The sequence below is a fragment of the Stenotrophomonas sp. 109824_Sma genome, from assembly GCF_056480025.1.
Genome location: NZ_CM151078.1, coordinates 3,180,473 through 3,198,423 on the forward strand (window position 1 = coordinate 3,180,473; position 17,951 = coordinate 3,198,423).

Here is a 17,951-nt window from a genome sequence, read left to right on the forward strand (position 1 = left end):
GGACGCGACCACAATGCGCGGCCCTGTTCCTGGAGCGCCCGCATGTCGCGCCGCCTGTTGTTGCTCACCATCGCGCTGCTGATGTTCCCCCAGCTTGCGCAGACCCTGTACAGCCCTGCCCTGGCCGATCTGGCCGGGCGCTTCGCATTGCCCCCCGGCGCCGCCAGCCAGGCCATGAGCCTGTACCTGTTCGGTTTCGCCGCCGGTGTCCTGCTATGGGGGCGGCTGGCCGACCATATCGGCCGTCGCCCTGCCCTGCTCTGCGGCCTGGCCGTGTTCGCACTGGCGGCCTGCGGCGGGCTGCTGGCCAGCACGTTCGGCCAGGTCCTGCTGGCCCAGGCACTGGCCGCGCTGGGTGCAGCGACGGCCTCGGTGGTCACCCAGACCGTACTGCGCGACCACCTGAAGGGACCCGCGTTGGCGCAGGCGTTCTCGTGGATCGGCATGGCGTTGGCCCTGAGCCCGGCGATCGGGCTGGCACTGGGGGCATTGCTGGTTGCCAACCACGGCTATGCCGGCGTGCAGGCCGGCCTGCTGCTGATTGTCATCCTGCTGATGCTCGGATGCGCATCCGGCCTGCAGGAGAGCCGCCCTGCCGAAGTCGCGCACACGCCCCTGCTGCCACTGCTGCGACAACTGCTGCGTGATCGCTGGATCTGGTCACAAGCGCTGTTGGTGATGGCGTTCAACGTGGCCATGTACAGCTGGTACGCGCTGGGCCCGTTCGTGTTCGAACGCCTGCACTGGCCGCTGGCCTGGTTCGGCGCAAGCGGCGCGGTGCTGGCGTTGGGTTCGGCGCTGGGCGCATGGGGCAATGGTCGCCTGCTGCGCGCAGGCATTGCCTCCGCCACGCGCATCCGGCTCGCCGCAGGACTGGTGCTGGCCGGCGGGCTGTTGGCTGCATTGCTGCGCAATCAACCGGCACTGGTCGCGGCGATGGTACCGGTGGTGGCCGGGTTTGGCCTAGCCATCCCCAATGTGCTGGGCCAGGCCCTGCGCGGATATCCGCACTGCCTGGGCAGCGCGGGCGCCCTGTTCGGACTGCTCTACTACCTCTTGATCGGCGTGGCGATGGCGGTGGTCGGTACACTGCAACTGCTGGCACCGACACTCATCGTGTGCGGCCTGCTTGCATTGTGGTTGCAGCGGCCGCGCCCGGTTACGGTCTAGGAATTGCTGCAAAGACCGCGCACTGTGCGCTGCTTCCGGAATCAACGCCACTGCGCTGGCTATCGTGCGCGTTCTCCCCAACGAGGCAGATGCCCATGGTCACCATTACCGCCGAACAGGCGCGCGCCAACGCCGATGCCGCTACGCGTCCCATCGACCAGTACTACCGCGATCTCGACACGTCGATCCGGGCCGGCTCGGAGAATGGTCGCCGCTACATCGTGTTCGGCTTCAGCCAGGCACTGGCCAGCGAGCGGCTCGTCGAGGGCGTCGTCGCGCAGTTGCTGAACAATGGCTTCGAGGTCAAACAACTGCCCAGCGACGCCGAGCAGCATTACATCCGCATCAGCTGGGAAGGGACCCAGCCGGCCCCACTCAACGCCGGCTGATGGTGAAGGCGGCGCCATCCACGCCCAGGTCCCAGCCCTTGCCGGTGCCGGACAGGGCCAGCGAGATGTCGCCCTTGGTCATCACCTGCGCATTGCTGGACTTCACTGCGCCCGCATGTGCGCCCACCGAGGCATAGGTACCCAGCAGCTCGTTGACGCTCACGGCACCAGTGAAGCTGCCACGGCCATTGGTGATCTTCGACTTGCCCACGGTCAGGCCGCCGCCCTTCACTTCGATGCGCACCGGCAGGCTGGTGCCATTGCTGCAGCTGACCGTGCCATTGCCGGAGGCGGTCTTGTAGATCAGTGACCAACCGGACAGGTTGTAGCGCAGCTGGCAATCGAGGTTGCCGGCAGCGTGCGCGGCCGGGGCCAGCGTTGCAGCGGACAGGGCCAGCAGCAGGGCGAAGGGCTTGTTCATGGCGGGACTTCCAGTTCGGTCGGACTGCCGGCGAATCTAGCAGCGCGCGCGTGCACGTTGGATGCAGGCGCGCGCGCTGGTGCGGCAGTGTTCAGGCCGTCGCTCAGGCCTGTTCGTCCAGGTGGAAGGCATCGGCATCGAGCATCGCCGGGAAACGCGCGCGGTGCGCGGCCAGCGCCTCGGCCGAGATGGTGGTGGTGACCACCTGTTCGCGCTCGCGGATCTCCACCTGCGGCTGGCCAAGGAAATCCAGCACTGCGCTGTCGCCGGCGTAGTGCAGCTGGTTGCCATCGACGCCGATGCGGTTCACCGCCGCGACGAAGCACAGGTTCTCGATCGCCCGCGCACGCAGCAGGGTCTTCCACGCATAGGCGCGCGCCGACGGCCAGTTGGCGACGAAGATCTGCAGGTCGAAATCCAGCTGCTGCGGACGCTCCACGTTGTAGCGATTGCGGCAGAACACCGGGAAACGCAGGTCGTAGCAGACCTGCGGATTGATCCGCCAGCCCTTCCATTCCACGCTCAGGCGCTCACGGCCGGCGGCATAGCGTTCGTGCTCACCGCCGTAGCGGAACAGGTGGCGCTTGTCGTAGTACTGCAGGTCGCCATCAGGGGTGGCGAACAGCAGGCGGTTGTAGACGCCGTCGCCCTCGCGCAGCTGCACGCTGCCGATCACCGCCGCGTTCAAGGCCTGGGCCTGTCCGCGCACCCAGGCCACGGTCGGACCGTCCATGCCTTCGGCCTGGGCGATGGCGTCGTTGGAGAAGCCACTGGTGAAGGTCTCCGGCAGGATCACCAGGTCGGTGGTGCCGGCCAGCGGTGCCAGCAGCGCACCGTAGTAGGCGCGGTTGCCCGCCGGGTCATGCCAGCGGGTGTCGCCCTGGACGAGGGAAATGCGCAGGTCCTGCATGTCCGTGTCTCCGCTCACAGCAGGCGCAGGCGTTCGATCGCCGCGTCCATGGTCGCTTCATTCTTGGCGAAGCACAGGCGCACCAGGCGCTGGCCGGCCGGCGGATTCTCGTAGAACGGCGACAGCGGAATGGCGGTGACGCCCTTCTCGATGGTCAGCCACTTCACGAACTCATGGTCCGGCAGGTCGCTGATGGCCGAGTAGTCGACCAGCTGGAAGTAACCGCCCGGCACCGGCAGTGCTTTCAGCCGGGTGCCGGCCAGCTGCTCGCGGAAGCGGTCGCGCTTGGCCTGGTAGAACGCGCCCAGCTCCAGGTGGTGTTCGGGCTCGTCACGGATCATCGCGGCGAAGCCGTACTGTGCGGGGCCGAAGCTGGTGAAGGTGTTGTACTGGTGCACCTTGCGGAACTCGGCGGTCAGCGCCGGCGGGGCGATCGCATAGCCGATCTTCCAGCCGGTGCAGTGGTAGGTCTTGCCGAAGCTGGAGATGACGAACGCGCGCTCGCGCAGTTCCGGGTAGCGCAGCGCCGATTCGTGGCGGCGTCCGTCGTAGATGATGTGTTCGTACACCTCATCGGAGATCAGGTAGATCTGCGTGCCGCGCAGCAGCTCGGCCAGCGCCTGCATGTCCTGCGCGGACAGCATCGCGCCGGACGGGTTGTGCGGGGTGTTGACGATCAGCATGCGGGTGCGCGGGGTGATCGCTGCACGCACGCGATCCCAGTCGACCGCGAACGTCTGCGGATCGAGCGACACATGCACGGCCTTGGCGCCAGCCAGGTCGATCGCCGGTTCGTAGCAGTCATACGCCGGGTCGAGCACGATCACTTCCTCGCCGGCACGCACCACGGCGTGAATGGCGTTGAAGATGGCCTCGGTGCCGCCGCTGGTGACGGTGATCTCGCTGTCCGCATCGACCTGCGCGCCGTAGCAGTCCAGCGCCTTCTGTGCGATGGCCTGGCGCAGCGGCGCCACGCCGGTCATCGGCGGGTACTGGTTCAGCCCGGCGGCCATCGCCCTGGCGGTCTCGTCGATCAGGCGCTGCGGCGCCGAAAAGTCCGGGAAACCCTGGCCCAGGTTGACCGCGCCATGTTCGGCGGCGAGCTGGGACATCACGGTGAAGATCGTGGTACCGACCTTGGGCAGCTTGGTGGTGGGTTGCATCGGCCTGGGGATATGGGGAGACAGACCCCTGAGTTTACGCAATCCCTGCTTCGGTCGTGCCGGCCGCTGGCCGGCACCCCCGGGCAATCTGCGACGCTGGGTCGCGCCCGCCGGCCAGCGGCCGGCACTACCCTGTGAATTCACCGCTACAATTGCCGCCGCACTCCGGCATGAAGACCTTTGCCCCTTGAACACCCCTGCATTGCTGGCCGCCAGCGGCCTGAGCTTCTCCCGCAATGACGAGCCGGTGTTCGGCCCGCTGGACTTCCATGTGGACGCCGGCGAAGCCCTGCTGGTGCAGGGCGGCAATGGCGCCGGCAAGACCACCCTGCTGCGCGTGCTGGCCGGCCTGGCCCGGCCCGGTGCTGGCCAGGTGCGGATCGACGGCAAGCCGGCCAGCAATGCCGAGCGCGCGAGGTATGTCGCCTACCTCAGCCACCTGCCGGCCCTGAAACCGGACCTCGGCACGCTGGAAAACCTGCATTTCCTGTGTGGCCTGCACGGACGGCGTGCGCGGCAGATGCCCGGCAACGCGCTGGCCATCGTCGGCCTGGCCGGTTATGAGGACACCCTGGTACGGCATCTGTCGGCCGGACAGAAGCGGCGGCTGGCACTGGCGCGCATCTGGCTGTCGCCGGCGCCGCTGTGGCTGCTGGACGAACCCTATGCCAACCTCGACCTGGAGGGCATCACCCTGGTCAACCGGATGATTTCGGCACACCTGCGCGCCGGAGGCGCTGCGCTGGTCACCACCCATGGCGCCTATGCCGCACCGCCTGTGCGTACCCGCCAGCTCGACCTCGGCGGTGCCGCATGATCGCGCCGGGTACGGAGCCGGGCCTGTGGCAGACCGCGGGCGCCCTGCTCAAGCGCGACCTGCGCCTGCTCTGGCGCCGCCGCGGCGATGCGCTGCAGCCGCTGCTGTTCGCGGTGCTGGTGGTGGTGCTGTTCGCGTTGGCCCAGGGCCGCGAACCACAGCTGCTGGCCGCCACCGCCGGCGCGGTGCTGTGGCTGGCCGTGCTGCTGGCGGGGCAGCTGTCGCTGGATTCGCTGTTCCGTTCCGACGCCGAGGACGGCTCGCTGGAACAATGGCTGCTGGCGCCGGTACCGCTGGCCTGGCTGGTGCTGGTGCGCGTGCTGCTGCATTGGACCACCACTGCGCTGCCGCTGATCGTGGTCAGCCCGCTGCTGGCCGAAATGCTGCATCTGCCGCATGACCAGCTGCCGATGTTGCTGGCATCGTTGCTGCTGGGAACACCATTGTTGAGCCTGATCGGTGGCGTGGTCGCCGCGCTGACCGTAGGCATCCGACGCTCTGGTATTCTCGTGGCGCTGCTGTCGTTGCCGCTGTACGTGCCGGTGCTGGTGTTCGGTGCAGGCAGCCTGGCGGCAGCCGGACGCGGGCAGGATCCGGTCGGTGCGCTGCTGATGCTGGGCGCTGGCCTGCTGGTCGCGCTGGTGCTGGCGCCGCTGGCCACTGCCGCTGCAATACGTATTTCTCTGAGTTGACCGAGCTGAGAGCCAATCCACCCCTGCTGGATAGCCGCCACGCATGAATCCGATTGTCCGCTGGTTCCACCAACTCGGTTCGCCCCCCACGTTCGACCGTTTCGCTGCCCGCTGGTCGCGGGTGTTCTACCTCGCGGCGGTGCCGGTGCTGCTGGTCGGCATGTGGCAGGCGCTGCTGGTGGTACCGCCGGAAGCCAAGCAGCTGGACAGCTTCCGCATCCTCTACATCCACGTGCCCAGTGCCTGGATGAGCCTGTTCGTGTTCGCGTTGATGGCGCTGTATGCGGCCATCGCGCTGATCTGGCGGATCAAGGTCTGCGAGATCCTGGCCATGGCCTGTGCGCCGATGGGCGCCGGCTTCACCCTGATCACCCTGTTGACCGGCAGCATCTGGGGCAAGGGCACCTGGGGCACCTGGTGGGACTGGGACCCGCGCATGACCAGCGAGCTGGTGCTGCTGTTCCTGTACTTGGGCGTGATCGGCCTGTACCACGCCATCGAGGACCGCCGCAGCGCCGCGCGCGCGGCCGGGCTGCTGGCCATCGTCGGCGTCAGCCTGCTGCCGGTGATCCGCTATTCGGTGGACTGGTGGGGCGGCCTGCACCAGCGCCAGTCGATCAGCGTGTTCGGTGAATCGGCGATCAGCAGCGCGATGATCGCGCCGCTGTGGTGGATGGTGATCGGCACCAAGTTCTGGTTCGCCGGTTCGGTGCTGGCCAAGGCCCGCGCCGACAATCTCGACCGCGAGGCCGGCAAAGCCTGGGTCGGTGGCCGCGTCGATGCCGAACGCCCGGCCCGGGAGGCCCAGCCATGACCCACCTGCCCTATGTGATCGGCGCCTACGCCGTGTTCGTGCTGGTGCTCAGCGCCGATGCCGTCGGTTCGTGGCTGCGCCTGCGCGTGGCGCGCCGGCTGGCACTGGCCCGGCAGCAACGGCAACAGACCCGCGCCGGCAGGCAGGACGCAGCGGCGCCGTTGTCGACGGAGCTGGAACGATGACCCCGGTACAGCGTCGCCGCCTGGTGTGGGTGCTGCTGGCCCTGCTCGCCTCCGGCCTGGCCACTGCGCTGGTGGCGATGGCACTGGAGCGCAACATCGCCTACCTGTACACGCCTTCGGAAGTGCTGCGCGGCGATGTCGATGCGCAATCGCGCTTCCGCCTCGGCGGCATGGTGGTGAAAGGCTCCTTCAACCGACCGGTCGGCTCGCTGGAGGCACGCTTTGAAGTGACCGACGGCGACGCGCAACTGGCGGTGACCACGTCGCGGATCCTGCCGGACATGTTCGCCGAAGGCACGGCGGTGGTCGCCAGCGGCCGACTGCAGGACGGCACCTTCGTCGCCGACGAGGTGCTTGCGAAGCACGATGAGAAGTACGTGCCGAAGGAAGTGGCCGACAAGATGGGTGACGCCCATCGCAAGCACGACGTGCCGGTGACGGCACCCGAGGTGCGCTGAGTGCTGCCCGAACTGGGTCAGATCCTGCTGCTGTGCGCGTTGCTGGCCTCGCTGCTGCAGGCCGGCCTGCCGCTGGTCGGCGCGCAGCGCAACAATACGGCGTGGATGGCGGTGGCACGACCTGCCGCATTCGCGCAGCTGCTGCTGGTCGCCGGCGCGTTCGCCGTGCTGACCGCCGCGTTCGTGCAGCAGGACTTCTCGGTGCGCTACGTGGCCGAGAACTCCAATTCGCTGCTGCCGATGGTCTACCGCTACTCGGCGGTCTGGGGCGCGCACGAGGGCTCGCTGTTGATGTGGGCGCTGGTGCTGGCGCTGTGGACCGGCGCGGTGGCGCTGTTCTCGCGGCACCTGCCGGCGCCGGTGCAGGCGCGCGTACTGGCGGTGATGGGCGTGGTCAGCGTCGGCTTCCTCGCCTTCCTGATCTTCACCTCCAACCCGTTCCTGCGCCTGAACCCGGCGCCGCTGGAAGGCCGCGACCTCAATCCGCTGCTGCAGGACCCGGGGCTGATCATCCATCCGCCGATGCTGTACCTGGGCTATGTCGGCTTCGCGGTGCCGTTCGCGTTCGCGGTTGCCGCACTGCTGGAAGGCCGCGTCGATGCACGCTGGCTGCGCTGGACGCGGCCGTGGACCAACGTCGCCTGGGGGTTCCTGACCCTGGGCATCGCGCTGGGCAGCTGGTGGGCCTATTACGAGCTGGGCTGGGGCGGCTGGTGGTTCTGGGACCCGGTGGAGAACGCCAGCTTCATGCCCTGGCTGGTCGGCGCCGCGCTGATCCATTCGCAGGCCGTCACCGAAAAGCGTGGCACCTTCGGCAGCTGGACCCTGCTGCTGGCGATCGCCGCCTTCGCGCTGTCGCTGCTGGGAACGTTCCTGGTGCGCTCCGGCGTGCTGACCAGCGTGCATTCGTTCGCCGCGGATCCCTCGCGCGGCCTGTTCATCCTGGTGTTCCTGTCGGTGCTGGTGGGTGGCAGCCTGCTGCTGTATGCGTTGCGTGCCAGCCAGCTGAGCGTGGACGCCGACGATCCGCGCCGTGGCTTCACCGCCACCTCGCGCGAGACCCTGCTGCTTGCCAACAACCTGCTGCTGGCCACCGCCTGCGCGATGGTGCTGCTCGGCACGCTGTACCCGCTGCTGGCCGATGCGCTGTCGCTGGGCAAGATCTCGGTCGGCCCGCCCTACTTCGGCAGCCTGTTCCTGCTGCTGATGGCGCCGATGATCCTGCTGCTGCCGTTCGGCCCGCTGGTGAAATGGCAGCGCGACCAGCCTTCGCGCGCGTTCGCACTGCTGGCACCGTGGCTGGGCCTGGCGCTGCTGCTGGGCGCGCTGGCGTGGTGGCAGGCGCCGCAGAACGGCTGGAAGGCCGGCATCGGCGTAGCCGCTGCGGCCTGGGTCGGGCTGGGTACCGCGCGCTTCGTCTGGCAGCGCCTGCGCGGCAATGGCCGCTTCACCGCCGAAATGCTCGGCATGATCGTCGCCCATGCCGGCATCGCCGTGTTCCTGGCCGGCGCGCTGCTGGTGGAAGCGTTGAACGTGCAGCGCGAGGTGGCACTGGCACCGGGCCAGCAGCTGGTGGTCGGCCGCTACGAAGTCCGCTTCGAGGGCGTGGACCATCGCGAAGGGCCGAATTTCATCGCTGATCGAGGCCATCTGCGCGTGTTCCGCAACGGCCGCGAGCTGGCGCTGCTGCACCCGGAGAAGCGCCAGTACGCCAGCGGTGGCCAGGTGATGACCGAGGCCGGCATCGATGCACGCTTCGATGGTGATGTCTACGTGGCATTGGGCGAGCCGCTGGGCAACAATGCATGGGCGGTCCGGGTGCACATCAAGCCGTTCGTGCGCTGGATCTGGCTGGGCGCGCTGCTGATGGCCCTGGGCGGATTCATCACCGCCGCCGACCGCCGTTTCCGTCGTCCGTAGGAGTTCCCATGTCCGAGTCCCCCGCCCCGCGCCCCTCCCGCCCGCTGCCGCCGGTAGCCATCGTGATCGGCGTGCTGTTCTTCTTTGGCCTGCTCGGGCTGATGATCTACGGGGTGATGAAATCGGGTGATCCGCAGCGCGACGTACTGCCGTCGGCGCTGATCGACAAGCCGGCGCCGGCCTTCGCCCTGCCGGTGCTGCACGACCCGGAAATGATCGTGCACAGCGATGACCTGCGCGGCGCGCCCTACCTGCTGAACGTGTGGGGCAGCTGGTGCGCGGCCTGCCGCGAGGAACACCCGGTGCTGACCCGGTTCGCCGAGAGCAAGCGCGTGCGCGTGATCGGCTACAACTGGAAGGACGACCCGACCGACGCGCTGCACTGGCTGGAACAGCTGGGCAACCCGTTCATGGTGGTGCTCAGCGACGTTGAAGGCCGCACCGCGATCGACTGGGGCGTGACCGCAGCACCGGAGACCTTCCTGGTCGATGGCAGCGGCATCGTGCGCTGGAAGTACAGTGGCGCGATGACCCAGCGCGTGGTGGACGAGAAACTGATCCCGGCGCTGCAGAAGATCGAGAAGGCCCAGGCCAGTGCCGGCAACACCCTGCATACGGCGCCCTGAGCCCATGCGCTGGCTGCTGGCGCTGCTGCTCCTGATGCTGCCGCTGGCCGTGCTGGCCCAGCAGCCGCTGCACGATCCGCAGCCGCTGCAGTTCCGCGATGGCGCCGAAGAGCGCCGCTTCCATGACCTGGCTGCGCAGCTGCGCTGCGTGCAGTGCCAGAACCAGTCGTTGGCCGACTCGAACGCGCAGATCGCCCAGGACCTGCGCCGCGAGGTGCTGCAGCTGATGCAGCAGGGCCGCGACGACGCGCAGATCAAGCAGTTCCTGGTCGCCCGCTACGGCGAGTTCGTGCTCTACCAGCCACCGTTGCAGCCGGGTACCTGGCTGCTGTGGGGTGGTCCGCTGCTGGTGCTCGGCGCCGGCGCACTGGTGGTGCTGGGCATCGTCCGCCGCCGTGGCCGCGCGGTCGCCGCCGTGCCGGCCAGCAAGGCCGATGAGGGAGACGGATGGTGAGCCATTGGCTGCCGATGCTGGCTGGGCTGGTGGCCGCGCTGATGGCGGCGCTGGTGCTGTGGCCACTGCGCCAGCATGGGCGCCGCGGTTTCGTGGTGGGCGTGCTCGCACTGGGCGTGGCCGGCGCCTGCCTGTATCTGCTGGTCGGTGATCCGCGTGCTGCACAGGTGAAGCCGACACCCTCGGTGGCGACGCTGCGCGATGGCGTGCAGGCCCTGCGGGACGCACTGAAGCGCGACCCGCAGCGGGCTGACGGCTGGGCACTGCTGGGCCGGTCGCAGGCCGAGCTGGGCAATGTCTCGGCCGCGGCAGACGCCTTCGCGAGGGCCGCCGCATTGGCACCGGATGATCCGGGCGTGCTGGTGGAGGCCGCGCAGGCGCGCGCGCAGGCCGATGCCGGCAAGCAGTTCGATGACACCGCGATGGCCTGGTTGCACCAGGCCCGTGCACAGGCACCCGATGCCGAGCGCGCCAGCTGGTTACTGGGCATCGCCCTGCGCCAGCGCGGAAAGAATGCCGAGGCCGCGGATGTGTGGAGTGGCCTGCTGCCACGGCTGGAACCCGGCGCCGCGCAGGCGCTGCAGGCGCAGATCGCCATCGCCCGTGAAGCCGCCGGCCAGGCGCCCGATGCTGCCGCTGCGGCGCCAGAGGCGCTGCTGCAGGTGCGTGTGCAGCTGCCTGCGCTGAACAACACCGAATGGCCCGCCAGCACCCAGGTGTTCGTACTGGCCCGCGCCGTAGGCGGACCGCCGATGCCGGTGGCCGCGCGCAAGCTGCCCCTGGCCGGTTTCCCGGCCATGGTCGGGCTGGGCGACGGTGACAGCCCGATGCCGACCGCACCGCTGTCGGCCCATCGTGAGGTGGAAGTGCTGGCACGCATCTCGCGCAGCGGCAGCGCCAACCGCAGCGAGGATGACCTGCAGAGCGTTCCGGTGAAGGTGAGCCTGCCGCATGAAGGCGTGGTGGAACTGCGGTTCCCTTGACGCTCCGCAGGTAGTGCCGGCCGCTGGCGGGCAGCCACGCGGGCGCATCACGGTTCATGAGGTTGCCGGCCAGCGGCCGGCACCACCGGGTGCATCGCCGATGGAAACCAGCGTGTCGCCAGCTCCACATGCGGCCCCGCTAGAATGACTGCATGACCGAATTCATCCCGCCCGGCACCCGCTTCCACGCCCTGCCCTCGCCATTCCCGTTCAAGCGCGGTGGCGCCCTGCATGGCGCACGCGTGGCCTATGAAACCTGGGGAACGCTGGCGGCGGACGCCAGCAATGCGATCCTGATCGTGACCGGCCTGTCGCCGGACGCGCATGCAGCGGCCAACGAGGCCAACCCGGCACCGGGCTGGTGGGAAGGCATGGTCGGCCCCGGCAAGCCGATCGATACCGATCGCTGGTTCGTGATATGCGTGAACTCGCTGGGCAGCTGCAAGGGTTCGACCGGCCCCGCTTCGCTCAACCCGGCCAGCGGTGAGCCCTATCGCCTGGACTTCCCCGAGCTGTCGATCGAAGACGGCGCACGCGCCGCGATCGAAGTCGTGCGTGCACTGGGCATCGAACAGCTGGCCTGCGTGGTCGGCAATTCAATGGGCGGCATGACCGCACTGGCGGTACTGATGCTGCATCCGGGCATCGCGCGCAGCCACGTCAACATTTCCGGCAGTGCGCAGGCACTGCCGTTCTCGATCGCGATCCGTTCGCTGCAGCGTGAGGCGATCCGTCTCGATCCGCGCTGGAATGGCGGTCGCTACGACGATGCCGAGTACCCGGAGTCCGGCATGCGCATGGCGCGCAAGCTGGGCGTGATCACCTACCGCTCGGCCCTGGAATGGGATGGCCGTTTCGGCCGAGTGCGGCTGGATTCGGACCAGGCCGACGACGATCCGTTCGGCCTCGAATTCCAGGTGGAAAGCTATCTGGAAGGCCACGCACGGCGCTTCGTGCGCTTCTTCGATCCGAACTGCTATCTGTACCTGAGCCGCTCGATGGACTGGTTCGACCTGGCCGAGTACGCCGACGGCGACGTGCTGGCCGGGCTGGCGAAGATCCGGGTGGAGAAGGCACTGGCGATCGGCGCCAACACCGACATCCTGTTCCCGGTGCAGCAGCAGCAACAGGTCGCCGACGGCCTGCGTGCCGGCGGTGCCGATGCGCGCTTCGTCGGACTGGAATCGCCGCAGGGCCATGACGCCTTCCTCGTCGATTTCGAGCGTTTCGGCCCGGCCGTGCGCGGCTTCCTCGACGCGCTGTAAGTGGCATGGCGGCGTAATCTCGCGTTGGCCGCATTCGGCGCGCTGGCCGCCTTGATGATCAGCGGAGTGCTGCCTCTGTGGCTGGGTGGCTGGTGCCTGCTGGCCAGCGCGGTGTCCTTCGGGCTGTATGGCCACGACAAGCGCGCGGCACAGCGAAAGCAATGGCGGATTCCCGAGCGCACCCTGCAGCTGCTGGCCTTCGCCGGCGGTTGGCCCGGCGCGCTGCTGGGCCAGGCGCTGTTCCGCCACAAGCACCGCAAAACCGGATTCCAGTGGGTGTTCTGGCTGTGCGTGCTGGCCAACGTCGCCTCGATCGCGGTGATGCTGCGCGAGTTCTCGCGGTAACCCTCGCAATCGGTAGTGCCGGCCGCTGGCCGGCAATCAGGTATCCGCGTGAAACGCCATGAGGTTGCCGGCCAGCGGCCGGCACTACCGGGATGTTTTCACGCTTCGCGCTCCAACATCCCATCACGCAACCGGTACTGCACATCGACCACGCCGTCGGGCAGGTCGTCGTGGGTGATCATCAGCAGGCTGCGCCCGTCCAGCAACCCGGAAAGGTCCTGCAACAGCGCGCGTGCGGTATCCACGTCCAGGCCTTCGGTCGGTTCGTCCAGCAGCAGGATCGGCGCATCGCGCAACAGCGCGCGCGCCAGCGCCAGCCGTCGCGCCTGGCCTGCCGACATCGTCGCGCCGTTCTCGCCGACCCAGGCCTGCAGGCCACCGTTGTGCTCGGCCCAGTCACCCAGGCGAACGCGGCGCAGCACCGCCCACAACGCGGCATCGCTGGCGTCGGGATCACCCAGCCGCAGGTTCTCGGCCACCGTGCCGGCAAACACCGGTGCGTTCTGCGGCAGCCAGGCCAGCTGGCGGTGCCACTCGGCCTGGGCGACGTCGCGCAGGTCGCGTCCACCATAGGTGATTCGCCCCTGCTGCGGATCCCACAGCCGCAGCAGCAGGCTGGACAGCGTGGTCTTGCCACTGCCGCTGTCGCCGCGAATCGCGATGCGTTCGCCCGGCGCCAGGGTCAGCTGCAGGCCGGACAGCACCGGCCGCGCGGCACCCGGCCACTGGAAATGCACGTCATCCCAATGCACGCGCGCCGCCTGCGGCACCGGCTGCGGCGCCTGCGGATCCTGCACCGTCGGCGGTTGTTCGACGATGGCCTGCAGGCGATCGGCCGCAATGCGCCCGGACTGCAGCGACTGCCAGGCCAGGCCCATGCCCGCCCACAGCTCGATCAGCGCCACGGTCAGGAACACGAGGCCCGCGGCCATCTCCGGCGCGATGCGCTGTTGTTCGGCGGCGTGCAGCGCCAACGCCAGCATCGCCACCAGCCCCAGCCCGGCGACCAGGCCGTGCAGGGTCGAGGCCGCGATCAGGCGCCAACGCCGACGACGATCACGCGAGGCCAGCTGCTTGGCAGCCACGCGCACCTTCAGCTGCCAGGCCGCATCGGCATGCAGCGCAGCCAGATCACCGGCCCCTTCCAGCCCTTCGAATGCAGCGGTGCGCAACGCGGCGCGATGCGCGGCACGGTCGGCCTCTTCGTCGTCGCGACCACGCACGCCCAACCACGGCACGCCGAAGGCGATCAGCAGCGCCAGCACCGCCAGCAGTACCGCTGCCGAGGGCAGGATCAGCGCTGCCGAGGCGACCGCCACCAGTGACAGCGCACCCAGCGCCACCAGCGGCCCGATCGCACGCACCAGCAGTCCATCCACTTCGCCGATGTCCCCCAGCAGCCGCGCCAGCAGCTCGCCGGTACGCGTGGCCCCCAACCGTGCCGGGGCAAGTGGCAGCGCGCGGCGGAAGAACCACACGCGCAGGTCGCGGGCGATGCGCAGCGTGGCATCGTGGCCGACCAGCTTTTCGAAGTAGCGCGACACGATGCGCGCCATGGTCAGGCCACGGATGCCGGCCGAGGGTGAGAAGAAATTGAAGCCCTGGCCGAGGCCGGCCGCACCGGCCAGCGCAGCCGCCGTGAGGAAACCACCGGACAGGCCGAGCAGCGCCGTGCCGGCCAGCATCGTGATCCACAGCAGCAGCATGGTCAGCAACAGGCGCGGCCGGTGGCGCAGGAACACCGCGCGCAGCGAATCAGGCGAACGGCTCATGCGCGCACCGCCTGTGCCGGTTCCACCAGGCGGCCTTCCGGCAACAGCAGGCAACGGTCAGCCCACGCGATCACCGCCGGGCTGTGGGTGGCGACCACCACGCTGCGCCCGCGTGCATACGCGGCCAGGCTGCGCAGCAGGGCCGCTTCGGTATCGGCATCGAGGAATGCGGTGGGCTCGTCCAGCAGCAGCACCTGCGGATCACGCAGCAACAGGCGGGCCAGGCCGATGCGGCGGGCTTCGCCACCGGACAGTCCGAAGCCGCGCTCGCCGATCACCGTGTCCAGCCCCTGCGGCAGGCGTTGGGCAAACTGCAGGACCTGCGAGGCCTCGGCCACCGCGCGCAGCCGCGCATCGCTGGCACCGGGATCGGCCAGCCGCAGGTTGTCGGCGATGCTGCCGTGGAACAGGTACGGTCGCTGGCTGGCATAGGCCACCTGCACGCCGGGCCGCAACTGCAGCTTGCCGGCGCGCGGCGGCAACCAGCCGGCCAGCGCCTCCAGCAGCGTGCTTTTGCCGGACCCGCTGGGACCGACCAGGGCCAGGCGCTGGCCCGGCTCCAGCAGCAGGTCCAAATCCTGCAACACATCCTGCGGCGCGCCCAGCGGGCGCAACACCAGCCCCTGTGCCTGCAGCGGCGGCAAGGCGGCCTCGGCCGGCTCCACCGCCAGCGGTGCAACCTCGTTCTCGATCAGGCCCTGCTCGTCCGGCAGCGACTGCAGCAGGCGCTCCACTTCGGCGGCGGCGGCCAGTGCATTGGCGCGATCGTGGTAGTGCGCGGCCAGCCGTCGCAACGGCGCATAGAACTCCGGCGCCAGCAACAGGCAGAACAGGCCCGCACCCAGCGTCGGCACCGCTGCATGCAGCGACATCATGCCCAGATAGCTCAGGCCCAGGTACAACGCGACCATCGCCACGCTGACCGAGGCGAAGAATTCCAGCACCGTGGACGACAGGAACGCGATGCGCAGCACCTTCAGCGTGCGCACGCGCACGCCTTCGGCGGCGGCCTCGATGCCCTCCAGCTCGGCGTCACCGCGGCCATACAGGCGCAGCAGGCCCAGGCCCTTGATCCGGTCGGCGAAATGGCCGCTCATGCGCGCCAGTTCACCCAGCTGCGCGCGCCCGGCGGCTTCGGCGCCCCAGCCCACCAGCATCATGAAGAACGGCACCAGCGGCGCGGTGAACAGCAGGATCAGCGCCACCACCCAGTCCACCCAGGCCACCGCGGCCAGGATCAGCAGCGGCACCACCACCACTTCGGTGCGCACCGGCAGGAAGCCGCTGTAATAGCTCTCGATCGCATCACCGTGATGCAGCATCAGTTCGCCCAGTTCACCGGTGCGGCGCTGCCGCAGCCACAGCGGGCCATGGCCCAGCAGGCGCGCGAACACGCGTTCGCGCAGTGCCAGGCGGGCGGCGTCGGCCACATCGCCGGCAGCGGCCTGGGTGGCGCTGCCCAGCAAGGTGCGCAGCACCAGGATCACCGCCAGTCCCGCCAGCACCGGCAGCCCCGAGGCCAGCGGCGCGTGCTCCACCAGCACCTGCTGCACCAGCCAGGCGATGGCGGCGGCCTGGCCGATCAACAGCGCGCCGGAGAGGCTGATGCACAGCGCGGCCAGACGCTGGCGGCCGCGGGCGGAGCGTGCCAGATCGGCCAGCCAGGCCGTGCGCACACGCCGCTGGCGGGCGGTTTCAGCTTCCGGGGACAGGCCGTCAGGGGTCGTTTCGGCAGCGCTCAAGAGGTCTTCACGGGCAACGGGGGAGACACGGCATTGTAGGCGCAGGCAATAGCCGACCCCTGCGGCCGGCGGTCGCAGTCTTCATCAGGTTCGCATACGATCCCTTCGCACACCTGTTCATACATTGATCTGGATCAAGGCTGTTTGAAGTAGTCGGTCACATCATTCACGTCGTAGACCACCCTTCCCGCCACCTGCAACGGCACTATCCACGAGGTAGCCAGGCCATGATTGATCAGACAGTCGTAGAACTGTCGCGGCTGCAATTCGCGCTGACCGCGATGTACCACTTCCTATTCGTACCGCTCACCCTCGGCCTGTCCTTCATGGTGGCCATCATGGAGAGCGTGTACGTGATGACCGGCAAGGAGATCTGGCGCAGGATGACCCTGTTCTGGGGCGTCCTGTTCGGCATCAACTTCGCCATGGGCGTCGCCACCGGCATCGTCATGGAATTCCAGTTCGGCATGAACTGGTCCTATTACAGCCACTACGTGGGTGACATCTTCGGTGCGCCGCTGGCCATCGAAGGCCTGATGGCGTTCTTCCTGGAAGCCACCTTCGTCGGCCTGTTCTTCTTCGGCTGGAACCGCCTGACCAAGGTCAAGCACCTGATGGTGACCTGGCTGATGGCGCTGGGCACCAACCTGTCGGCGATCTGGATCCTGATCGCCAACGGCTGGATGCAGAACCCGACGGGTGCGGTGTTCAACCCGGAAACCATGCGCATGGAAGTCGTCGACTTCATGGCCGTGGTGTTCAACCCGGTGGCGCAGGCCAAGTTCGTGCACACCGTCAGTGCCGGTTACGTGACCGGTGCGGTGTTCGTGATGGCGATCAGCGCCCTCTTCCTGCTGCGCAACAAGCACAAGGACCTGGCCCGCCGTTCGTTCGCGGTGGCCGCAGCCTTCGGCCTGCTGTCGTCGCTGTCGGTGGTGGTGCTGGGTGACGAGAGCGGTTACGCCGCCAGCGAACACCAGAAGATGAAGCTGGCCGCGATCGAAGCGATGTGGGAGACCGAGCGTGCACCGGCCGACTTCACCGCCTTCGGCATCCCGAACCAGGAAACCCACCAGAACGACTACGCGGTGAAGATCCCGTACCTGATGGGCCTGATCGCCACCCGTTCGTTGAACCAGCCGATCCCGGGCATCCTGGAACTGGTCGATCGTGCCGAGCACCGCGTGCGCGGTGGCCAGCTGGCCTACGGTGCACTGGAACGCCTGCGCGCCAACAAGAACGACGTTGAGGCGCGCGAGATGTTCGACCGCCATTGGCAGGACCTGGGCCATGGCCTGCTGCTCAAGCGCTACCGCGATGACATCCTCAACGCCACCCCGCAGGAAATCTCGCAGGCGGCGATGGACACCGTGCCGCGCGTGATGCCGCTGTTCTGGACCTTCCGCGTGATGGCCGGCCTGGGCTTCTACCTGATCGCCTTCTTCGCGCTGGCCTTCTACTACTCCTGCCGCAACAACTTCCAGGACAAGCGCTGGTTCCTCAAGCTGGCCCTGTGGACGCTGCCGGCACCGTGGATCGCGATCGAATGTGGCTGGTTCGTGGCCGAATACGGTCGCCAGCCGTGGGCGGTCGACGGCGTGCTGCCGACCTTCTATGCGGCATCGGGCCTGGCCCTGCATGAAATCGTGCTGACCCTGGCGGGCTTCACCGCGATCTACACCGCGCTGATCGTGGTCGAGATCAAGCTGATGCTCAAGGCGATCCGCAAGGGTCCGGACGAGGTGCTGCCGTCGCTGCAGTCACCCCAGCCGCATGCTTCCCACAATGCCTCGGCGCCGGCCGCCGGCCAGGCCTGAGGCAGGAG

The 17,951-nt window shown here is 68.5% G+C and carries 19 protein-coding genes; 14 read left to right on the forward strand and 5 right to left on the reverse strand.

The features are described from left to right. Positions 1-42 precede the first annotated feature (42 nt). Both ACZK1G_RS15090 and ACZK1G_RS15095 read left to right on the forward strand, forming a co-directional pair. Complete coding sequence (locus ACZK1G_RS15090) at positions 43-1,170, forward strand: MFS transporter (RefSeq protein ID WP_101765804.1); 1,128 nt, start codon at positions 43-45, stop codon at positions 1,168-1,170. A gap of 95 nt (positions 1,171-1,265) precedes the next feature. Next, positions 1,266-1,559, forward strand: coding sequence for a hypothetical protein (locus ACZK1G_RS15095; RefSeq protein WP_014037830.1), 294 nt, complete (start codon positions 1,266-1,268; stop codon positions 1,557-1,559). Here ACZK1G_RS15095 and ACZK1G_RS15100 read toward each other — a convergent pair. From ACZK1G_RS15100 to ACZK1G_RS15110, 3 genes are all read right to left on the reverse strand, one after another. Then, positions 1,546-1,980 carry a hypothetical protein gene (locus ACZK1G_RS15100; protein ID WP_014037831.1) on the reverse strand — a complete coding sequence of 145 codons (435 nt, stop codon included), beginning with the start codon at positions 1,978-1,980 and terminating at the stop codon, positions 1,546-1,548. The two genes, ACZK1G_RS15095 and ACZK1G_RS15100, sit on opposite strands and share 14 nt — an antisense overlap. 103 nt (positions 1,981-2,083) lie before the next feature. Then, the gene (locus ACZK1G_RS15105) at positions 2,084-2,890 is read right to left on the reverse strand and encodes an amidohydrolase (RefSeq protein ID WP_049442659.1); all 807 of its coding nucleotides are present in this window, start codon (positions 2,888-2,890) and stop codon (positions 2,084-2,086) included. 14 nt (positions 2,891-2,904) lie between these two features. Then, complete coding sequence (locus ACZK1G_RS15110) at positions 2,905-4,053, reverse strand: pyridoxal phosphate-dependent aminotransferase (RefSeq protein ID WP_014037833.1); 1,149 nt, start codon at positions 4,051-4,053, stop codon at positions 2,905-2,907. Positions 4,054-4,300: 247 nt separating this feature from the next. On the opposite strand from ACZK1G_RS15110, the gene ccmA reads away from it, so the two are divergent. The 11 genes from ccmA to ACZK1G_RS15165 all read left to right on the forward strand — a co-directional run bounded on the left by ccmA (position 4,301) and on the right by ACZK1G_RS15165 (position 12,612). After that, the gene (gene ccmA, locus ACZK1G_RS15115) at positions 4,301-4,870 is read left to right on the forward strand and encodes a heme ABC exporter ATP-binding protein CcmA (RefSeq protein ID WP_414616775.1); all 570 of its coding nucleotides are present in this window, start codon (positions 4,301-4,303) and stop codon (positions 4,868-4,870) included. Continuing rightward, positions 4,867-5,562, forward strand: coding sequence for a heme exporter protein CcmB (gene ccmB / locus ACZK1G_RS15120; RefSeq protein ID WP_101765805.1), 696 nt, complete (start codon positions 4,867-4,869; stop codon positions 5,560-5,562). Before ccmA ends, ccmB begins: the two co-directional genes overlap by 4 nt. Before the next feature lie 43 nt (positions 5,563-5,605). Beyond that, positions 5,606-6,376 carry a heme ABC transporter permease CcmC gene (gene ccmC, locus ACZK1G_RS15125; RefSeq protein ID WP_049442658.1) on the forward strand — a complete coding sequence of 257 codons (771 nt, stop codon included), beginning with the start codon at positions 5,606-5,608 and terminating at the stop codon, positions 6,374-6,376. Further along, positions 6,373-6,561 carry a heme exporter protein CcmD gene (locus ACZK1G_RS15130; RefSeq protein ID WP_049442657.1) on the forward strand — a complete coding sequence of 63 codons (189 nt, stop codon included), beginning with the start codon at positions 6,373-6,375 and terminating at the stop codon, positions 6,559-6,561. Before ccmC ends, ACZK1G_RS15130 begins: the two co-directional genes overlap by 4 nt. Next, entirely contained in the window at positions 6,558-7,019 is a 462-nt protein-coding gene (gene ccmE, locus ACZK1G_RS15135; RefSeq protein WP_014647764.1) for a cytochrome c maturation protein CcmE, read from the forward strand. Before ACZK1G_RS15130 ends, ccmE begins: the two co-directional genes overlap by 4 nt. After that, positions 7,020-8,939: a heme lyase CcmF/NrfE family subunit gene (locus ACZK1G_RS15140; RefSeq protein WP_049442656.1), complete on the forward strand. Its 1,920-nt coding sequence runs from the start codon at positions 7,020-7,022 to the stop codon at positions 8,937-8,939. 8 nt (positions 8,940-8,947) lie between these two features. Next, a complete protein-coding gene (locus ACZK1G_RS15145) occupies positions 8,948-9,565 on the forward strand; it encodes a DsbE family thiol:disulfide interchange protein (RefSeq protein ID WP_014037838.1) in 618 nt (205 codons plus the stop codon). Between the two features lie 4 nt (positions 9,566-9,569). Beyond that, positions 9,570-10,019, forward strand: coding sequence for a cytochrome c-type biogenesis protein (locus ACZK1G_RS15150; protein ID WP_049442655.1), 450 nt, complete (start codon positions 9,570-9,572; stop codon positions 10,017-10,019). Next, positions 10,013-11,002 carry a tetratricopeptide repeat protein gene (locus tag ACZK1G_RS15155; protein ID WP_101765806.1) on the forward strand — a complete coding sequence of 330 codons (990 nt, stop codon included), beginning with the start codon at positions 10,013-10,015 and terminating at the stop codon, positions 11,000-11,002. Before ACZK1G_RS15150 ends, ACZK1G_RS15155 begins: the two co-directional genes overlap by 7 nt. Positions 11,003-11,154: 152 nt before the next feature. Beyond that, complete coding sequence (gene metX / locus ACZK1G_RS15160; protein WP_049442653.1) at positions 11,155-12,267, forward strand: homoserine O-acetyltransferase MetX; 1,113 nt, start codon at positions 11,155-11,157, stop codon at positions 12,265-12,267. Continuing rightward, positions 12,268-12,612, forward strand: a complete 345-nt coding sequence (locus ACZK1G_RS15165; protein WP_101765807.1) for a DUF1294 domain-containing protein — start codon at positions 12,268-12,270, stop codon at positions 12,610-12,612. Positions 12,613-12,710: 98 nt separating this feature from the next. On the opposite strand, the gene cydC is transcribed toward ACZK1G_RS15165, so the two are convergent. Together cydC and cydD are read right to left on the reverse strand one after the other, a co-directional pair. After that, complete coding sequence (gene cydC, locus ACZK1G_RS15170) at positions 12,711-14,384, reverse strand: thiol reductant ABC exporter subunit CydC (RefSeq protein ID WP_101765808.1); 1,674 nt, start codon at positions 14,382-14,384, stop codon at positions 12,711-12,713. After that, entirely contained in the window at positions 14,381-16,126 is a 1,746-nt protein-coding gene (cydD, locus tag ACZK1G_RS15175; protein WP_049442790.1) for a thiol reductant ABC exporter subunit CydD, read from the reverse strand. The genes cydC and cydD overlap by 4 nt, the downstream gene beginning before the upstream one ends. 227 nt (positions 16,127-16,353) lie before the next feature. Between cydD and ACZK1G_RS15180 the strand changes: the two genes are divergently transcribed. Then, positions 16,354-17,943, forward strand: coding sequence for a cytochrome ubiquinol oxidase subunit I (locus tag ACZK1G_RS15180; protein WP_014037845.1), 1,590 nt, complete (start codon positions 16,354-16,356; stop codon positions 17,941-17,943). The last annotated feature ends 8 nt before the right edge of the window (positions 17,944-17,951 follow it).